The 16,345-nt window shown below is 61.4% G+C and carries 17 protein-coding genes; 5 read left to right on the forward strand and 12 right to left on the reverse strand.

Features of this window, described 5'->3' with window-relative positions:
• From CKO42_RS09855 to CKO42_RS09895, 9 genes are all read right to left on the reverse strand, one after another.
• On the reverse strand, positions 1 to 1,416 hold the full coding sequence (locus CKO42_RS09855; protein WP_242479267.1) for a Fic family protein: 1,416 nt from the start codon (positions 1,414 to 1,416) through the stop codon (positions 1 to 3).
• Between the two features lie 102 nt (positions 1,417 to 1,518).
• A complete protein-coding gene (locus tag CKO42_RS09860) occupies positions 1,519 to 1,743 on the reverse strand; it encodes a hypothetical protein (protein WP_200242958.1) in 225 nt (74 codons plus the stop codon).
• Positions 1,744 to 1,794: 51 nt separating this feature from the next.
• Complete coding sequence (locus CKO42_RS09865; RefSeq protein WP_200242961.1) at positions 1,795 to 3,609, reverse strand: DUF262 domain-containing protein; 1,815 nt, start codon at positions 3,607 to 3,609, stop codon at positions 1,795 to 1,797.
• A 3-nt stretch (positions 3,610 to 3,612) separates the two neighbouring features.
• The gene (locus tag CKO42_RS09870; RefSeq protein WP_200242964.1) at positions 3,613 to 4,257 is read right to left on the reverse strand and encodes a restriction endonuclease subunit S; all 645 of its coding nucleotides are present in this window, start codon (positions 4,255 to 4,257) and stop codon (positions 3,613 to 3,615) included.
• Between the two features lie 21 nt (positions 4,258 to 4,278).
• On the reverse strand, positions 4,279 to 4,878 hold the full coding sequence (locus tag CKO42_RS09875; protein WP_242479268.1) for a restriction endonuclease subunit S: 600 nt from the start codon (positions 4,876 to 4,878) through the stop codon (positions 4,279 to 4,281).
• Positions 4,879 to 4,903: 25 nt separating this feature from the next.
• Positions 4,904 to 5,221, reverse strand: a complete 318-nt coding sequence (locus CKO42_RS09880) for a DUF1016 N-terminal domain-containing protein (protein WP_200242976.1) — start codon at positions 5,219 to 5,221, stop codon at positions 4,904 to 4,906.
• Positions 5,218 to 6,771, reverse strand: coding sequence for a type I restriction-modification system subunit M (locus CKO42_RS09885; protein ID WP_200242989.1), 1,554 nt, complete (start codon positions 6,769 to 6,771; stop codon positions 5,218 to 5,220). Before CKO42_RS09885 ends, CKO42_RS09880 begins: the two co-directional genes overlap by 4 nt.
• Before the next feature lie 204 nt (positions 6,772 to 6,975).
• Positions 6,976 to 7,548 carry a Maf family protein gene (locus CKO42_RS09890; RefSeq protein WP_338034891.1) on the reverse strand — a complete coding sequence of 191 codons (573 nt, stop codon included), beginning with the start codon at positions 7,546 to 7,548 and terminating at the stop codon, positions 6,976 to 6,978.
• A gap of 152 nt (positions 7,549 to 7,700) precedes the next feature.
• Complete coding sequence (locus tag CKO42_RS09895) at positions 7,701 to 8,180, reverse strand: YcgN family cysteine cluster protein (RefSeq protein WP_242479269.1); 480 nt, start codon at positions 8,178 to 8,180, stop codon at positions 7,701 to 7,703.
• Between the two features lie 26 nt (positions 8,181 to 8,206).
• Between CKO42_RS09895 and CKO42_RS09900 the strand changes: the two genes are divergently transcribed.
• The 5 genes from CKO42_RS09900 (at position 8,207) to CKO42_RS09920 (ending at position 13,522) form a co-directional block, all read left to right on the forward strand.
• Entirely contained in the window at positions 8,207 to 8,770 is a 564-nt protein-coding gene (locus CKO42_RS09900; RefSeq protein ID WP_200242993.1) for a methylated-DNA--[protein]-cysteine S-methyltransferase, read from the forward strand.
• Positions 8,740 to 9,720 carry a site-specific tyrosine recombinase XerD gene (gene xerD, locus CKO42_RS09905; protein WP_274608902.1) on the forward strand — a complete coding sequence of 327 codons (981 nt, stop codon included), beginning with the start codon at positions 8,740 to 8,742 and terminating at the stop codon, positions 9,718 to 9,720. Before CKO42_RS09900 ends, xerD begins: the two co-directional genes overlap by 31 nt.
• Before the next feature lie 245 nt (positions 9,721 to 9,965).
• Positions 9,966 to 10,691, forward strand: a complete 726-nt coding sequence (locus CKO42_RS09910; RefSeq protein WP_200242994.1) for a DsbC family protein — start codon at positions 9,966 to 9,968, stop codon at positions 10,689 to 10,691.
• A gap of 173 nt (positions 10,692 to 10,864) precedes the next feature.
• Positions 10,865 to 11,515, forward strand: a complete 651-nt coding sequence (locus tag CKO42_RS09915) for a thiol:disulfide interchange protein DsbA/DsbL (RefSeq protein WP_200242996.1) — start codon at positions 10,865 to 10,867, stop codon at positions 11,513 to 11,515.
• A 66-nt stretch (positions 11,516 to 11,581) separates the two neighbouring features.
• Complete coding sequence (locus CKO42_RS09920; RefSeq protein WP_200242999.1) at positions 11,582 to 13,522, forward strand: S9 family peptidase; 1,941 nt, start codon at positions 11,582 to 11,584, stop codon at positions 13,520 to 13,522.
• A gap of 94 nt (positions 13,523 to 13,616) precedes the next feature.
• Here the strand turns inward: CKO42_RS09920 and CKO42_RS09925 are convergent, their stop codons facing one another.
• From CKO42_RS09925 to CKO42_RS09935, 3 genes are all read right to left on the reverse strand, one after another.
• Positions 13,617 to 14,501 (reverse strand): damage-control phosphatase ARMT1 family protein, encoded by an 885-nt coding sequence (locus CKO42_RS09925; protein ID WP_200243002.1) that lies wholly within the window; start codon positions 14,499 to 14,501, stop codon positions 13,617 to 13,619.
• Between the two features lie 12 nt (positions 14,502 to 14,513).
• Entirely contained in the window at positions 14,514 to 14,699 is a 186-nt protein-coding gene (locus CKO42_RS09930) for a ferredoxin (protein WP_200243005.1), read from the reverse strand.
• 128 nt (positions 14,700 to 14,827) lie between these two features.
• Positions 14,828 to 16,291: a TolC family protein gene (locus tag CKO42_RS09935; RefSeq protein WP_200243009.1), complete on the reverse strand. Its 1,464-nt coding sequence runs from the start codon at positions 16,289 to 16,291 to the stop codon at positions 14,828 to 14,830.
• Positions 16,292 to 16,345 lie beyond the last annotated feature (54 nt).

The raw sequence follows: 16,345 nt of genomic DNA on the forward strand, positions 1-16,345 counted from the left end.
TTAATGCCAGTCTTGCCGCCAAGCCTGGTACTCCGCAGGCCGCAGGCGATAGCGGGCGATGTTGCCTTCATGGAGACTCATCATCTCTGTTTCCGCTACCTCGACAAATCGCCCCTGATCCTCTGCCGGCACCTGCTCCCCAGCACGCCGCCGGACCAATGCGGTTGCGGCCTTCTTGTCCAGCCCGCCGCGAACCACTGTTGCGACAACCTCGGCGATCAGCGCGCGGTAACGCAAACGGAACAGGTCCGGCTCCCCTAGCGACTGACGCACGGCGGAGTAGCGCGCGCAGGAACGCTGGTAGGCCCAAATGAAAACATCGCGCAACAGCTCGATACGATTCAGTTCATAGACGCCCAGCACGGCATCGATATAGGCGCGCTCCGGAACGTCGACGAAGGACAGCGGGCAAAGGTTCTCTCGAATCAGCGGGATATTCGCCGCAAGACGCGAAACCCGCTTGTTGACGTCTTCGAAGGGTTGCAGGTACGCGAGGTGCACGAGGGCAAAGAAGGCCTGCTCAAACGGATCGGCAATCGCGGCCGCGGTCTCAAGGAACTTCCGGAAGGCGTCTTCGAGGAGTTGCGGCACATCCAGCGGATAGTAGACGGTCCCGCCGATGCCCACCCCGATACTCCGCAAACGGCCACCGGCCAGCGGGTCGGCGAGCAGGTTATCCGCCAGCAGGCTATGCAGATTCAGGATGGTGTAGTGATTGAAACCGATCTCGTCGGCCTGCTCGACGAGCAGTTCAATGGCTGCCTTGTGGTTCAGGATCATTTGCGCTTCCAGCGCATCCTTTCCCTCCGCCGCCTCGCCCAGTTCGAGCAGCCGCTCGGTTTCCAGCAGCGAATAGGTGTTGCCTTCCAGGCGACTCGAGTTCCAAGAAAGATCAATCAGCAGGCGGCTGTAGATCCTGCGTGCATAGGTCCCGGCCGGGCGTTCAGCATCAGGCGGGCGCCCCATATCGAGTAGGCGCTGACGCGTTTCCACCGGCAGATAAAAGGTTTCGTTCGGCCGGTACTGGTCCAGAAACGCCCGCTGATAGCCGACCGGTTGCCGGTGCTGAATTGGCGCGCGGACCGCATCCTTGATGGCCATCGCCTCGGGCGAAACGGGCGGGTAGACTTCGAGACCGGGCGGATGCCCTCTGATTCCGAGCTGACCGGGCCGAGCTTGCCCGCCAACATTGTTGGGCGGCAAACGATAGCGCCGACCTTTGCCTCGCCCCTCTGCCGTCAGTCGTTGCCGATCGACCAACAAGGCCAGGCGCCGCTGCAGCATCCGTGTCGGCAGCTCAGACGCCAACCCGTCGCGAATGGTCCGGACCTGCACAGCGCTCGGATGATGGTCCGCTACGATCGCGAGGATGGCGTTGAGTTCTTCTTCTGGAATCCCCTTTGGCATGTGGCGCATTATATGTCGCGAAAAACTCTTACGCGACATAAACGCGGCTGAATCTGGCGTGAATCTTCCTATGCGTCGTATAAACTGTCTTTTTTGTCGCTAAAGCACCCGTCACGAGGTGCCTTTGTTTGCACCTGGCTTTCCAGCAGAAAGCCCGTCCCCGTCGACGCCAGCCCGACCGCCAGCTTTCGGCAATGTCTCGTGGGACTCCAGAAATCGCCGTAGCGCCTCCACCAGCAGATCGTTGAAGTCCGTCGCCCAGCCTTCCGCCACGAATGCTCGGGCCTGAGCTGCAAGCTCCGCGGGAAGTTTCGCCTCGATCCGGGTGTTGTTCATGGCTTGTAGTCCGAAATGCATCGGGTGTGCGGCATCCCCACTTGAACGGCCTTATGTTGACAGGGGGTCTCCATGCGAATAAATCTCTCCGGTGCTCAACTGGTGTCCTTCGGCCAGTCGCCTCGCGGCTTTGCTAATCAACTCTGCGCGGGCGGACAGGAACACATTGAAGTCACTAGCAAGCTTTTCGTTCTTTTCCGAATCCCCCAGACCTTCGTAGCCGCCATTGGATAACTCATCGATTGGAATCAGGTGGGATTGCAGGCGTTCGTTGACGATGCCTTCCAACGTCCATTGATACCGATCCTTTAGATAAACCAGCGGGTCTTTCCTACCGATGGAAATGTTTGTCTTGTCGGTGATCAGTGCGCAGTTCAAAGCCAGAAAGCTGTCAATCTCGGCTTCCTTAAGCAGCGCATCAGGGAAGATGTGGTGATAATGGCGGTCTCCGATGTTGTTTTTATCGAGCCGTTCGCCCGTGGAGAAATCGAGTGCTCCGAGACGGCAGGCCACGGCCAGTACAGCACGTCCACGGATGCTTGCCCGCTTGGGCCATTCGGCCGTCATCAGTTCTTCGGCCTCGACCATGGTATGCTCGGCAAAAATTGGGACGTCCTGGATTCCAAACGTTGCGCCATCGGCTTTCTTCTCGCCACACACGATCCGCCGAAGAGCATTAAAATCTGAGAAGGCATGAGTCGCTGCCGAGTTTTCGTAGCGATCTGTGAAGAAGGCATTCCAGGTATAGCGTTTTAGAAGCAATTCGTCCTGCCCCAGCTTGTCGCCAGATTCGGGAATGTCCCGGTATAGCGCCGCGATCACCGCAAGAACAGCATTCGTCGGCAGGCGGTTGGCATCGAAGATCCCCTCCGACTTCAAAAAGCGCGCCATCCGCTGCAGACCTTTTTCCAGCGTAGCCCAGTGGTTGACCATCTCCCGCTTGTCCATATCCCACGCACCGCGCTGGTTCGGTAGCTGGTTTTGCAGTAGAGCCGCCGTGTTGAGAATCAACTTGGAAGGTTCTTCGTAGTGGGCGATTTCCGGGCTCTTCGCGATGAGGATTTCTTCCAGATCATGAAGTGATCTGCCCATCACGCTTTCCACCTCAGCGACGATGATGTCGTAGGTAGAGAGCGGCTTGCTATTCGTATTCATGTTGATGAACACGTTCAAAGCAACCGACTTTTCGGTGTGCGCGGGAAGGGACAGATAGGGCAAATTATAGTTGGCGATCACCGACCTCAAATCTTTGATCGCATCGCTCACTTCTTGTTTCTTCTGATAGTAGGCCTCAATTCCAGCTGAATCGCCAGGTTGCGCCTGGACTGGCTCCAGTGCCTGTTTTAGCCAAGCATCAATCTCGTTCTGGATGTCCTCTGGCCTCAGGAGGTTGGCGGGAATCAGTCCGCGGCGAAGCGTTTGTGCCGGAGCGTCGCACCAAAGCGGATAACGCTCGCCGTTCTTCTTGTAGTAGCGACCTCGCCAGTAGGCTGTGTGATCTTCCATTTCCGCGTCGCCATCATATTCGTCCAACGCTTTGAGATAGATAAAATAGGTTTCCCACTCGTAGTTGTTCTGAAAGACGCGCCATAGAGCGGTCAATCGCTGTTGTCCGTCCAACAGGTGTTCATAGACACGGCCATCGATCTCGGGAGCTGTGGACAGGTGGCGGGAAACAAACTTTTCTTTGTCACCAACCTCCAAGATTAGGGTGATCCCCAAGGGCAGGTTGTTGATGACGGTCTCAACCAGACTGCAAATCCGGCTTCGGTCCCATGCCTCAAAGCGCTGGAAGCGCGGTAGCTTGATCTCGGCCCGCTCTACCTTGCCATACCAATCAGAGATTTTTCGGTTTCTTGCTTCCATTGGCTATTCCAAATTCATCATTTCAAATTCCAACTCGTGAACACGGATCTTCGCGGTCATCAGTTCGTGAAGGAGGGTGCGGAAGAGGTCTTGGAGAACCGCTGCTTTATCGGTCGAATGGGAGATCTTGGCTTCGGTGGCGTCAAGCGCCGCAACAATCTCGCCCTGTTCTTCAAGCGTCGGTTTGGGGACGATGATCGCCTTAACGTCGCCCTGGTTGATGCTCGACTGCGCAACGGCACGCTTCGCTGTCCCGATGATCTGCTTCTTGGTCAGCGGGGAACTTAAAAACTTGAAGACGTATTCTTTCAGAACCTGCGATTCGTCGACCGAGAACCGCATCATATTGGACTCAAAGACCATATCACCGCTGATCGCTCCGATCAGGGCGGTCTTGCCCAAGTGGGAAAGACTGTTCACTCGGTTGATGACGATGTCGCCAGGTTCCAGTCCGTAGGTTTCGATTTCGTCGCGAGCCAGCGCGACAAGGTTTCCAGCTCGGTTAACGACGTCACCGTCGTTGCTGAAGTCATCGATTCGCAAAATCTGGGTGCCTGAGCCGTAGTCGCGCTTGTGCTTGTAGATTCCGTTCTGTGGCTGCTTCTCAAATAGGGTTTCCAACTCCACCACCTCCCAGCTTTCGGGCACGGGGCCGATTTCGGTCTCTTTTCAGGCTTCGTTGCGAAGGCCTTCGATGAAGAGCTTGTGCATGAGGGCCTTTTTCAGCTCGGTGGTGGTCTGAATGATCCGCTGCTGCGCTTCGATTGCCCGCTGCACCGTCGAAAGGATGTGCGCGATCCGCTTCTGCTCGGGGAGTGGGGGGACGTTGAGCCGGATCTGTTCGAGGCAGTCCCGCGTGATTCCCTTGATCGTCGCGCCGCGCTTGTTCATCGCAACGTATTGCTGGATCGAATCGATCCCGAGTTGGTAAGCGAGAAACTTGATGTCATAGTTCTCGTTGTCGATCAGAACGCCTGCGAGATCCTGATTGAGGGCGAGGTCAATCCGGTTGATGCCAACTTTGCCGACTCCTACCCGCGTTGCGAAGATGATACTGTCTTTGGGGACGATCTTGGTGGCGGTCTTCTTGACCGCTTCTTCGGACACGAATTTTTCCCCGGTTGTGAGTTCTAATTTCTCCCCAAGCCACTTGCTTGTGATCCAAGGAATCTCTCCCTTCCAGAAATCAGCCCGCGAGGTTGTTGGCGTTCCTCCGTTGAGGAATCCGGTGGCAATCTCACCAACTGTGGTTTGCTGCCAGTTACTCATAATCACGGCTTCTAAAGAATCTCCTTCAACGCCTTGTCAATCTTCTGGGCTTCGACGAAAACGCCTCCGCAAATTGAATCATTCGCCAGAGGTTCTCCTCACTGAAGGCGCTTCCGAGCCAGCCGGACAATTGTCGCCCCACTGCGGCGACAATCTGCGTACCGTATTCGGCACGTTTCTCGCCGAGAATCTCGCGGTGCAGCCGACTCCCCAAGTTCCAGTAGAGCATCGTGAGCGCGGCATTGGCGGTCTGGGCGAGCTGTTCCCGCGCATCTGTGATCATGCCCCGCAACTCGCCCAGCAAGCGGTCGGGGGCGTCGTTCAGGTCGTTGGGCTCGCTCATACCCCGATCTTCCGCAGAATCTCCCGTAGCGCGGCATCGGCCTCGCGCGCCTCGGCCTCCGCCGCGTCCAGGTCGGCGACGATCTCCTCCAGCGGCCGATAGGTTTCGGCGTCGCTGGTATGGATGTAGCGGCTGGGGGAGATGTTGTAGTCGTTCTTCTTCAACTCCGCGAGATCGACGATCTGGCTGAGCTTGTCCGCTTCCTTCCACCCGATGAGGGTGTCGGCGATGCGTGCGATGCCCTCGGGCGGGATGAAGTTCTTAGGGTCGCCCTTGTCGAAGACCTGGCTGGCGTTGACGAGGAAGACCTTACCGCGCCGTGCCTCGGGCTTGGCCTTGTTCAGGAACAGGACGATCCCCGGCGCGGTGGTGTTGTAGAAGAGGTTCTCGGGCAGGTAGAGGACGCTCTCGATCAGGTCGTGGTCGACGAACCACTGGCGGACGGTCTTCTCCTTGTTGGTGCCGGCATTGCCTGATCCGCGGGAAGCGGCGCCGGTGTCGAGGACGACGGCGGCGCGGCCTTTGTCGTTGAGGCTGGCGTGCATGTGCTGCACCCAGCCCCAGTCGGCGGAGGACTTGCCGGGGAAGCCGGCCCCGGCGGGGAAGCGGTCGAGCTCGTCGTTGTCGTAGTCGGCCTCGGTGAACCAGTTCTGGTTCCACATGGGATTGGCGACGACGCGGTCGAAGGTGCGCAGTCGGCCGCGCCAGCGAAATTTGGGGTGCTTGAAGGTATCGCCGATCTCGATCTCACCCTCGAAGTCGTGAATGATCAGGTTCATGTTGGCCATGGCCCAGGTGTCGGCGATGTACTCCTGGCCATAGAGCTTGAGCGGAGCGGGCCGTTCGCTCTTGGCCGTCTCCTCCATCGCGATCTCGCACTTGATCAGCAGGCCGCCGGAGCCGCAGCAGGGGTCGTAGATCTCCATGCCCGGCTCCGGCGCGAGCACGCGGGACATGATGGTGCCGACCTCGGGCGGGGTATAGAACTCGCCGGCGCTCTGGCCGCCGCCCTCGGCGAACTTGCGGATCAGGTATTCGTAGCTCTTGCCAATGATGTCGGCCTCGACGTCGTCCAGGCCCAGGCGCTTGGTGCTGATCGCTTCAATCAGATTAGAGAGGCGATCGTCGTCGAGGTCGCGCTGGCCGTGGGTGGTGGCGTTGAAGTCGACGCGGTCGATGATGCCCTGCAACAGCGGGTTTTCCCGCGCGATGGCGCGCATCTGGGTGGTGACGCCTTCGCCGATTCTGTCCGCGAACTTGCGGATGACGGACCAGACGGGTTGCTCGGGGTCCTCCGGGACCAGCGGCAGGTAGAAGCGCACCAGCTTGTGGTCGGCCTTGGCGAGCGCGAAGGCCGACCGGCGCGAGCCGACCTCCGCGGCGATGCGGTTCAACTCGTCGTCGAAGACGTCGCAGAGGCGCTTGGTGAAGATCAGCGGGAGGATGTAGTCCTTGTATTTGGGTGCATCCTTGGCTCCGCGAATGGAGCAGGCGGCGTCCCAGATCCAGGATTCTAGGGACTTGGCATTTTCGGGCTTATTCTTCGCCATGGATTCCTTCGTGGAGGTTGATGACCTCGCCACAGGCCGGGCACTGGAATGTATTGGAAGAGACCTGGCTAAATCGCAAGCCTGTGTCGATGGGTGGGGTGGCTTGGGCCTGGACGCGCGCTAGTTGGCGGCAGAGGTCGCGGAGTGGGGCCATGTCTGCCAATGGTTCCTCCATCGCCTCATAATTCCCTAGGTGCGCCTGCTTCAGGCCTGCAACGGATCGATTCCGGCTGCGCGTAGCAGCTCGCAGAGCCGAATCAGCGGCAGCCCGATGAGGCTGGTCGGGTCAGCGCCCTCTAAGCGCTCGAACAGCGCGATCCCGAGCCCCTCCGACTTGAAGCTGCCGGCGCAGCCAAACGGCTGCTCGCGGTCGACATAGGCGGCGATCTCGGCCTCCGATAGCTGACGAAAGTGCACCTGATAGGACTCGCAGCAGACTTGGGCTTGGGCCTTGCGTGCATCAAAGAGGCACAGCCCGGTCTCAAAGGTGACACGGCGCCCAGAGGCCTGGCGTAGCTGTTCGAGCGCCCGCTCGCGGCTGCCGGGTTTGCCCAACACCTGCTCGTCCAGGCAGGCGACCTGATCCGAGCCGATGATCAGCGCATCCGGAAACTGTGCCGCGACCGCGCGTGCCTTCGCCTCCGCGAGCCGTTGGACCAGTGCTTGCGGTGGCTCGTCGGTGAGGCGCGTCTCGTCGCAATCCGGCGCGGCGGTCTGGAAACGGAGGCCGAGGCGGTCGAGCAGCTCGCGCCGGAATGGCGAGGTCGAGGCCAGCACGAGGGTGCGCTCAGATCCGGAATTGAGTGCGTTAGTTGAGGTTGAGGCTGAGGCTAATGCTGAGGCCGATGTCGGAGTCGTAGTTTGGATTGGGGTGTTGGCGGGGGTGGTGTTGGCGGGGGTGGTTTTTGCGCTGTGCTCGGGCATGGTACTCACCGAATCCAGGTGATCAGGCGCATCAGTGGATCGCCAGCGGTGGTCTCGGATTCGACTCGACCACGGACACTCTGACCGAGACGGTGTACCGCGTCAGGATCGCCGCAGATGAGCGGATGCCAGTCTGGCAGCGGTTTACCCTCGGCGACGAGCCGATAGGCGCAGGTCTCAGGCAGCCAGTAGGGCTCTGCTAGGGTTGCTGGCGTCAGCGTGACGCAGTCGGGCACGCGCTCGGAGCGATGCGGATAGTCGGTGCATTGGCAGCCGTCCTGATCGAGGAGATAGCAGGCGACATCGGTGTAATGGATGGCCCCGGTGTCCTCGTCTTCATACTTGTTGACGCAGCACTTGGCGCAGCCGTCACAGAGTGATTCCCACTGCGTGGCGGAGAGCTGATCGAGCGCAATGCGCTCCCAGAAGGCATCGATTGCTGCGGAAGGGTTGGCCATCGGCTGGGTCTGATTGATACTGGACATCCCACTAGCTTAGCCGGTTCGGCGCGATGAATTACAGTCAGCTTCCGACACCCTTTGGCGCGATTGGCATTTTTTGGCAGGACCATCAGTTGATACGGGTTCTGCTCGCGCCTGAGCTTGCGACGGGACCAACGCTCGAGCAGGCGCGGGCGAGGGTAGCCGCGCCAACATGGCTGAGTGCTGAGATGGAGGCCTATTTCACCGACCCGCGGCATCACTTCAGCTGCGCCATCGAGCCGACGGGTACGGTCTTTCAGCGCCGGGTCTGGGCGATGATCGCGGCTCTTCCGCCCGGGTGCCCTCGCACCTATGGGTCGCTCGCGGAAGCGCTCGACAGCTCCGCGCGCGCGGTTGGCAATGCCTGTCGCGCTAATCCCGTGCCGCTTCGGATTCCCTGCCACCGGGTCATCGCTGCTCGCGGTCTTGGCGGCTTCGCAGGCGATCGCAGCGGCCGCCTCATCGAGATCAAGCGCTGGCTGCTCGACCATGAGGCAATGTTCAGCCCGGAGCAACCGAGGCAATCGGAGACACTGGAGCCACTGGAGCCACTGGAGCCACGATGGCCGAGCGAGGCGAGGGTCCAGCAATGAGGCAGACGGGCGACCTGACTGAAGGCCAGGCCGAGCAGGGCTTGAGCCCAGGCGATGATAGCGGGCTGCGCGTGATCGAAGCCTTTGCCGATGCGCTCTGGATGGAACGTGGGCTGAGCGCGAACACGCTCGCCGCCTATCAGTCGGACCTCCGTGGCTTTCATCTCTGGCTCACTCGAGAGCATCGGCGTGGCCTGACACTGGCCCAGCGTAGCGATCTGCTCGACTATCTTGCGGTGCTCGCACAGCAGGGTCGCAAGCCGCGCTCATCAGCACGCGTCCTGTCCTGCTTGCGGCAGTTCTATGGGCACCTGCGGCGTCAGGGCGTGATTGCAGAAGACCCCAGCGAGCGCGTCGAGGCGCCGCGGCTGGGCCGACCGCTGCCAAAGACATTGACCGAGGCCGACGTCGAGGCGCTGCTGGAGGCGCCCGATGCCGATGATCCACGCGGCCATCGCGATCGCACCATGCTGGAGGTGCTCTACGCCAGCGGCTTGCGCGTCACTGAGCTGGTCACCCTGAGACCAGACGCCGTGAGTCTGACGCAGGGTGTGGTGCGCATCACCGGCAAGGGCGACAAAGAGCGCTTGGTCCCACTCGGCGAGGAGGCGACCAGCTGGCTGGTCAGCTATGCAAGGGGGCCGAGGGCGGTGCTGCTCGGCAGTCGGACCTGCGACTATCTGTTTCCGACTCAGCGCAGCGATTGCATGACACGTCAGGCCTTCTGGCAACTCATCAAACGCTATGCCGCCCTGGCCGGGATCATCAAGCCCCTCTCGCCGCACACCTTGCGGCATGCCTTTGCGACGCACCTGTTGAACCATGGGGCCGATCTGCGCGTCGTACAGATGTTGCTCGGGCATAGCGATCTCTCGACCACGCAGATCTACACCCATGTGGCGCGCGAACGTTTAAAGCAGTTGCACGAGAAGCACCACCCGCGTGCTTGATACGAGCCGCCGCGTGCTTGAGATGAGTTGCCGTCTGAACAGATGGTAACCCGCCAGCAGTAGACCTAATCCGCCGCATGCTCTATGTTGCCGGGTTTTGCCGGTGAGGACTGTCGCTCGCTTCGCAACTGAGCACGCAATCACCAAGTCTAGGGATCCAGGGGCACAAGCGGAGTTGATTGAAATGCGTCCCCATAGAGTTTAGTCCCCATTGCACATCGTCTTAGAGACCTGAGGAAAACAGCATGACAATGCGTTTGAGGATCGGGGCCGCTGGCCTCGCCATGGCCGTCACACTGCTCGCCGTCAGCACGGCAGGCAGCGCCAGTGAGGCGCAGACCATCCGCGAGGCCTTGGCCAAGGTGCTACCGGATGCGAAGCCAACCAGCGTGCAGCCGACCCCAATCAAGGGCCTGTTCCAGGTCGAGATTGGCCCGCAGGTGATGTACATGACTGGCGATGGCCGCTATCTGATCGACGGCGCCATCGTTGACCTGGAAACCCGCGAAAACCTGGCTGAAAAGGCGCAAAACGAGGCACGTCAGCGTGCGGTTGAAGCCCTCGGCGAGGATGAGATGATCGTCTTTGATGCGCCGAACGCCAAGCACCAGATCACCGTCTTCACCGACATCGACTGCGGCTACTGCCGCAAGCTGCATCAGCAGATCGATGGTTATCAGGCGGAAGGCATCAGCGTGCGCTACCTGTTCTATCCGCGCACCGGTGTCGACACGCCCTCCTACGATAAGGCCGTCGCGGTCTGGTGCGCTGACGATCAGCGCGCCGCGATGACCGAGGCCAAGAACGGTAATCCAGTCGACAGCAAGGCCTGCAACAACCCAGTGCAGCGCCACATGGAGCTGGGCGAGCTGATGGGCATTCGTGGTACCCCAGCCATCATTCTTGAGAACGGTCAACTGGTACCCGGCTTCGTCGAGCCCAAGCGGCTTGTGCAGGTGCTTGAGCAGTAAGCAAGTATTGTAGCCGTCATGCGTGTCGTCATCGCCGACGGCACGAACTGCTCTATCCGTTAACCCTTCGCGCAGAACAGCGGCCTGGCTGCTGATAGCAGTCCGCGTTGTGCGAGTTCGTTGTCCGTCCGCTCGGTCGGATGCCCCTGAGAGTCTTGTCTGGAGATGTGACAATGGATGCGATTCGGCGCCGATTCAGCCTCTACTTGCTGGCCTTTCTGGCCTTCCTCTGTCTGCCCTTGACGGCGAGCGCGGAGCTTGTCGAGGGTCGCGACTGGAAGGCGGTCAGTGCCCCAGCAACCGAGCAAGAAGGCGATGAGATCGAGGTCTTGGAGTTCTTTTCCTACGGCTGTCCACACTGCGGCGACATCAACCCGCTGATCAAGCAGTGGGCTGAGGGATTGCCGAGCGATGTGCGCTTTGAGCGCGTGCCGGTCACCTTTGGACGCGCCGCTTGGGAGAGCCTGTCGCGACTCTACTTCGCCCTCGATTTCGCGGATGAGCTGGAGACGTTGGACCAGATGGTTTTCGATGCCGTCATCAAGCAGCGGACCAATCTCTACACCGAAAAGACCGCACTCAACTGGATTGGCGAGCAGGGCGTTGATCGCGAGGCCTTCGCCAAGTTCTACAACAGCTTTGCGGTCGAGGCAGCGCTGGCGCGCGCGAATACCCTGGCGGCTCGTTTTCGCGTCGACGCAGTGCCGATGATCATCGTCGATGGGCGTTACGTCGTCCTTGGCGAGGGCGCTAAGAGCAAGGCCGATCTGATCGAGATCGCGGACGCGCTGATCGTCAAAGCCCGTGAAGCTCGACAAGACTGATCTGACCCCATGAAGCCAGGCTCCTCCATCCTTCGATTTGCCTCCGCTATCCTCCTGAGCAGCGCTATGTCCAGCCAAGCATCTGATTCCGCCCCTGATCCCACCGCTGCAGATGCGGGTGGCAGCGGGCTGCCGACCCTGATCCCGCGCGAGGTTCTGTTCGGCAATCCAACCCGCGCCCAGGCGAGGCTGTCGCCGGATGGTCGGCATCTGAGCTGGCTCGCGCCGTCCGCGAACGATGTGCTCAACGTCTGGGTTCAGCCGGCCGACCGCAGCCAAGAGGCGCGCCAGATCACGAATGATCAAAAACGCGGCATTCGCAGCTATGGCTGGACCGAGGATGGCACTCGCATCCTTTACGTGCAGGACGAGGGTGGCGATGAAAATTGGCATCTCTACGCGGCGCCGTTGGATGGCTCAGAGGCACGCGATTTGACCCCCTTTGAGGGTGTGCGTGCGCAGAATCTGATGACCGACCCCAAGCATCCAAACGAGATTCTGGTCGGACTCAATCAGCGTGACCCGAGCGTCTTCGACATGTACCGGGTCCAGCTCGACAGCGGCAAGGTCTCGCTGGATACCGAGAATCCGGGCGATGTGGTCAGCTGGCTAACCGATGCCGAGTTCCGCATTCGTGCCGCTGAAGCCACCGACCCCGAGACGGGCGACGACATCATTCGTGTCCGTGACGAGATCAGTCAGCCTTGGCGTGAGCTGCTGCGCTTCCCCTTTGGCGAGAACGGCGGTGCGCTGGCCTTTAATGATCAGGGCGATCAGCTCTTTGTCACGAGCTCGCTCGGCTCGGACACGACTCGGTTGCTGGCGCTGGATCTCAAGACCGGCAAGCCGAGCGCAGAGCTGGCCCGGCATGCTAAGGCCGACGTTGGCTCGGTGATCATGCATCCGACCGAGCATCGGGTGCAGGCGGTCGAGTTCGATTATCTGAAGCCAGAATGGACGATCATCGACTCGAGCATCGCCGACGACATGGCCTATCTGGAGGAGACCGCCGAGGGCACGGTCGCGATCGTCAGCCGAACCCTGGCCGATGACCGCTGGGTCTTCGTCGACCAGCCTGATGATGGGCCGGCTGCCTACTATCTCTATGACCGCGAGCCACGCAAGGTCGAGCGCCTGTTCGTCACCCGCCCGGAGCTGGCCGAGTGTGATCTCGCCAAGATGCAGCCGCTCGAGATCCAGGCTCGCGACGGCCTAACGCTGCCGTCCTATCTGACCCTGCCGCTCGGGCTCGAGCCCAAGCAGCTGCCGCTGGTGCTGCTAGTTCACGGGGGTCCTTGGGCGCGTGACGACTGGGGCTATAGCGCGCAGGCGCAGTGGCTAGCGAACCGGGGCTATGCCGTGCTGCAGGTGAATTTCCGCGGCTCGACTGGCTTCGGCAAGGCCTTCTTGAACGCCGGCAACGAGGAGTGGGGCGTCGGTGCCATGCAGCATGATCTCACCGACGCGGTGCGCTGGGCGATTGAGCAGGACATCGCCGACCCTGAGCGTATCTGCATCTACGGTGGTTCCTACGGCGGTTATGCGACCCTAGCTGGCCTCGCGTTCACGCCTGACCTCTATGCCTGCGGCGTCGACATTGTTGGGCCCTCCAATATCGAGACCCTGTTCCAATCGGTGCCGCCGTATTGGGCGCCGATGAAGAAGCAGTTAGTCAAGCGGGTGGGCGATGTCGAGAACGATCCGGAGCTGAACCGCCGCATCTCGCCGCTGTTCCATGCCGAGAAGATCGAGGCGCCGCTAATGGTGCTGCAGGGCGCCAATGATCCGCGCGTGAAGATCGCCGAGGCCGATCAGATCGTCGCCGCGATGCGCGAGAAGGATCTCCCGGTCACCTACATCGTCTTCCCCGACGAAGGCCACGGCTTCGCGCGCCCCGAGAACCGGCTCGACGCGAATGCGCGCATCGAGCAGTTCCTCGCCGAGCAACTGGGCGGTCGCGCCGAGCCGATCACGCCGATCGAGGGCAGCACGGCCGAGGAGCGCTGAGCATCAGGCAGCGCCTAAAGAGGCGCAGCGGGTCTCGAACAGGGGGGTTAGCCTGAAACAAGCGCTTCGTCGTCCGGAATGGTGACGAGACATCTTAGCCGGCACCCTTGCTAGTGGCCGAGACTGCGGCGCTTAAGGCATCACTCGCCTTGATGATGACGCTGCCGGGGGCGACGCCAATATCCTCGGCGATCACGGAACACTTGGCCTGCAGCAGGAAGCAAATCGGCGCATCGACGTTGCTGAGCGTCTCGTAGTTCGCCTGGCCCTTGGCAATGATCAGGCCGGCACGCTCGAAGCGCTCACGAAAGGCACTCGAGCAGAGGCCGAGCGGGGTGCCCATCGCGTCGCAGCCGGTATCGCTGAGCGCAGCGACCTGATCGAGACCGGCCTCGGTCGCCTCCTCGCGGGTGGCATCGTTGAGCACGGGACCGGCCTTCACAACATAGTCCACTGGCACCGGCAGGGCCTCGATCAGGACGCGATCAAAGACCGTCTCACCGGCATTGTCGGCCAGATACAGCACTCGATCGACCTGCTGCAAGGTCTGGCGCAACGGTGCTAGGTCATCGATCGCTGGTGTCGCCTGCAGCACGCGCTCCAAGGTCGCTTCCAGGTCGAAGGTCTCGGCGACGCCGTAGTCGATGATATTGCCAGCGATCGCGATGCGCACCGCGGTTGCGAGCGGGTCGGTTGCAGTCGCCACCCGCTCCTTGAGCATCGGCAGCAAGGCGAGGGCGCTGGCAGTAGCCTCCTGTTTGCTCTCGCGGTAGGGGTCTGCCACCTGGGTGCGCTCGCGCACTAGCCGATGAATCTGGTTGCCCATCTCTGGTGGTGTCGCCGCGTCCGAGACCGCCCCTAGCTCGGTCATGGTCTCTTCCAGGATCGCGCGCTGCAGTGCGGGCGGAGCGCCGGCCCGGCGCGCCGCGCTCAGTGCCTGACGCAGAAAGCAGGGCCAGCAGTCGAGATAAATCTTCATCGCAAGCGAGTCCTAGCCCTGACGTTTCTGTTGCAACAGCGCATCGTGATGAGAGCCCTCGCGAATCAGCTTGGCACCGCACTGCGGGCAGCGCTCGTCTTGGCAGGGCACCCCGCGTTGATGCTCGGCGCGATACGCGCACTTCGGACAGAAGCAAGCACCGCCGGTACCCATGTCGTGTCGTCGTTGTTGGGGCATGATCGCGTCTCCTCGTTGCTTTTCCGATCAGTTCAGTCGGAATTGTGCGACGGTGAGACGAGACTCGCATTGACAAGTCTCGATCCAGAGCCGGGCGTTTTGAATCAAATGATGGAAACGGACGCACATCAGGGCAGGCCCTCGCCCGAGGTCAGCGAGCCGACGACAAAGGCGAGGTTGACCGCGCCGATCAGCGTGGCCGCATGTGCCTCGGCCTGCGCCTGGCGAGCATCGAGTAGCGCGGTGTCCGCCTCTGTTGCGGCATCGACGGTGCCGACGCCATTGCGGTAGGCCGCTAAGGCGGCATCATAGGTGGTCGCAGCGGCCTCGACGAGGGCGCTGGCGGCGCGGTGTGATTCGAGCGCGGTGCGCAGCGCATTTCGGGCTGCAACGATCTCGGTCACCGCAGCGGTCTGCACCCGTTGAAATTCATCGGCGGCCATCTCGGCTTGGGACTCGGCTTCTCTGACCTGAGCCTCTCGCAGACCGGCATCGTAGAGTGGCACCGTGACCCCGAGTAGCAGACCGTTGCCTGAGCCCTGCTGACCGATGGTGGGCAGGCCGGACACATCAAAATCCCCCGTCCCTGAAGCAAGGTTTCCGCCGGCATAGAGCTTGGGCAGAGAACCGGCCTGCGCGGCTTTTACCCCGGCCTTGCTGGCCTGCAGCGCCGCGTAGCTCGCCGCAACGTCGGGCCGCTGCGAAAGCGCTTGTCGGATCGTTGCCTCGAGCGGTGCGGAGGCCGGCTCCGGAAGCGGCCGGCTCGCCGCGCTGAGCGCATCGACCTGCAACCGGGCATTCACGCCCACAGCAGCGAGCAGGTTCTGATACGCATCGCGTTCTTCCCCCTCTGCCTGGACCCGTCGTAACTCGGCCTGTGCCACGGCTTGGCGCGCCTGTGCCGACTCGACGCTGGTCGTGAGCCCTTGGGCCTCGCGTGCTTCGACGGCGGTCCGGACTGCTTCGGCGTTGCGCAACGCCGTTTCGGCAAAGCCTCGTCGCTGGATCGCAGCGCCGTAGAGGTAATAGGCCTGCGACACCTCGAAGATCAGCTGTTGATGCGTGCCGTTGAAGAGGATGTTTGCCGCGATCGCGGTGTGCTTGGCCGCCGTCGCGAGCGCCTGGCGCTGGCCGAAGTCAAACAGCAGCCACTGCAGTGCGAGCATCTGCGTCGTACCCTGTTCGCTGGTGTCGACACTGAGGTTTTCGCCCAGCACGTCCGGCAGCGGCGTTGTCAGTTCCTGATATCCGCCAATCACCGTCGCGCTGATGACCGGCAGGTAGGTCGCCTCCACCATGCCGACCGCCAGCGCCGCCTGCCGTGCCTGCTGCCAGGCGGTGCGGGTCGCCGGGTTCGTCCGTTGTGCGAGGTCGATCAGCTCGGGCAAGCGATAGGTGCGGTCCGGATCATAGGTGCGGTCTGGATCGACCCCTTTGGTCAGCGGGAACTGCGCGCGTGCTGAATCCGCAGGGATGCTGAAGTGTGCAGTCCCGTCATCTGGTGTTGGCTGATGCGTGCGCGCGCGACTCCAGAGGCCTGTTTCCTCGTCGCCGCTAGGCGTCCAGGGCTGGTCGGGCGAAGGGGAGGTCATGTTCTCTGCGTTGGAGGCGCAGCCGGCCAGCATCAGCATCAGACCGAGGACGAC

The organism is Lamprobacter modestohalophilus, from assembly GCF_016583905.1.
GTDB classification, from domain to species: Bacteria; Pseudomonadota; Gammaproteobacteria; order Chromatiales; family Chromatiaceae; genus Lamprobacter; species Lamprobacter modestohalophilus.

Excerpts from the sequence above, each read along its gene's own strand:
- CKO42_RS09855 (WP_242479267.1), bottom strand. The coding sequence starts at position 1,416 with ATGCGCCACATGCCAAAGGGGATTCCAGAAGAAGAACTCAACGCCATC.
- CKO42_RS09860 (WP_200242958.1), bottom strand. The coding sequence starts at position 1,743 with ATGAACAACACCCGGATCGAGGCGAAACTTCCCGCGGAGCTTGCAGCT.
- CKO42_RS09865 (WP_200242961.1), bottom strand. The coding sequence starts at position 3,609 with ATGGAAGCAAGAAACCGAAAAATCTCTGATTGGTATGGCAAGGTAGAG.
- CKO42_RS09875 (WP_242479268.1), bottom strand. The coding sequence starts at position 4,878 with ATGAGTAACTGGCAGCAAACCACAGTTGGTGAGATTGCCACCGGATTC.
- CKO42_RS09880 (WP_200242976.1), bottom strand. The coding sequence starts at position 5,221 with ATGAGCGAGCCCAACGACCTGAACGACGCCCCCGACCGCTTGCTGGGC.
- CKO42_RS09885 (WP_200242989.1), bottom strand. The coding sequence starts at position 6,771 with ATGGCGAAGAATAAGCCCGAAAATGCCAAGTCCCTAGAATCCTGGATC.
- CKO42_RS09895 (WP_242479269.1), bottom strand. The coding sequence starts at position 8,180 with ATGTCCAGTATCAATCAGACCCAGCCGATGGCCAACCCTTCCGCAGCA.
- CKO42_RS09900 (WP_200242993.1), top strand. The coding sequence starts at position 8,207 with ATGAATTACAGTCAGCTTCCGACACCCTTTGGCGCGATTGGCATTTTT.
- xerD (WP_274608902.1), top strand. The coding sequence starts at position 8,740 with ATGGCCGAGCGAGGCGAGGGTCCAGCAATGAGGCAGACGGGCGACCTG.
- CKO42_RS09910 (WP_200242994.1), top strand. The coding sequence starts at position 9,966 with ATGACAATGCGTTTGAGGATCGGGGCCGCTGGCCTCGCCATGGCCGTC.
- CKO42_RS09915 (WP_200242996.1), top strand. The coding sequence starts at position 10,865 with ATGGATGCGATTCGGCGCCGATTCAGCCTCTACTTGCTGGCCTTTCTG.
- CKO42_RS09920 (WP_200242999.1), top strand. The coding sequence starts at position 11,582 with ATGTCCAGCCAAGCATCTGATTCCGCCCCTGATCCCACCGCTGCAGAT.
- CKO42_RS09925 (WP_200243002.1), bottom strand. The coding sequence starts at position 14,501 with ATGAAGATTTATCTCGACTGCTGGCCCTGCTTTCTGCGTCAGGCACTG.
- CKO42_RS09930 (WP_200243005.1), bottom strand. The coding sequence starts at position 14,699 with ATGCCCCAACAACGACGACACGACATGGGTACCGGCGGTGCTTGCTTC.
- CKO42_RS09935 (WP_200243009.1), bottom strand. The coding sequence starts at position 16,291 with ATGACCTCCCCTTCGCCCGACCAGCCCTGGACGCCTAGCGGCGACGAG.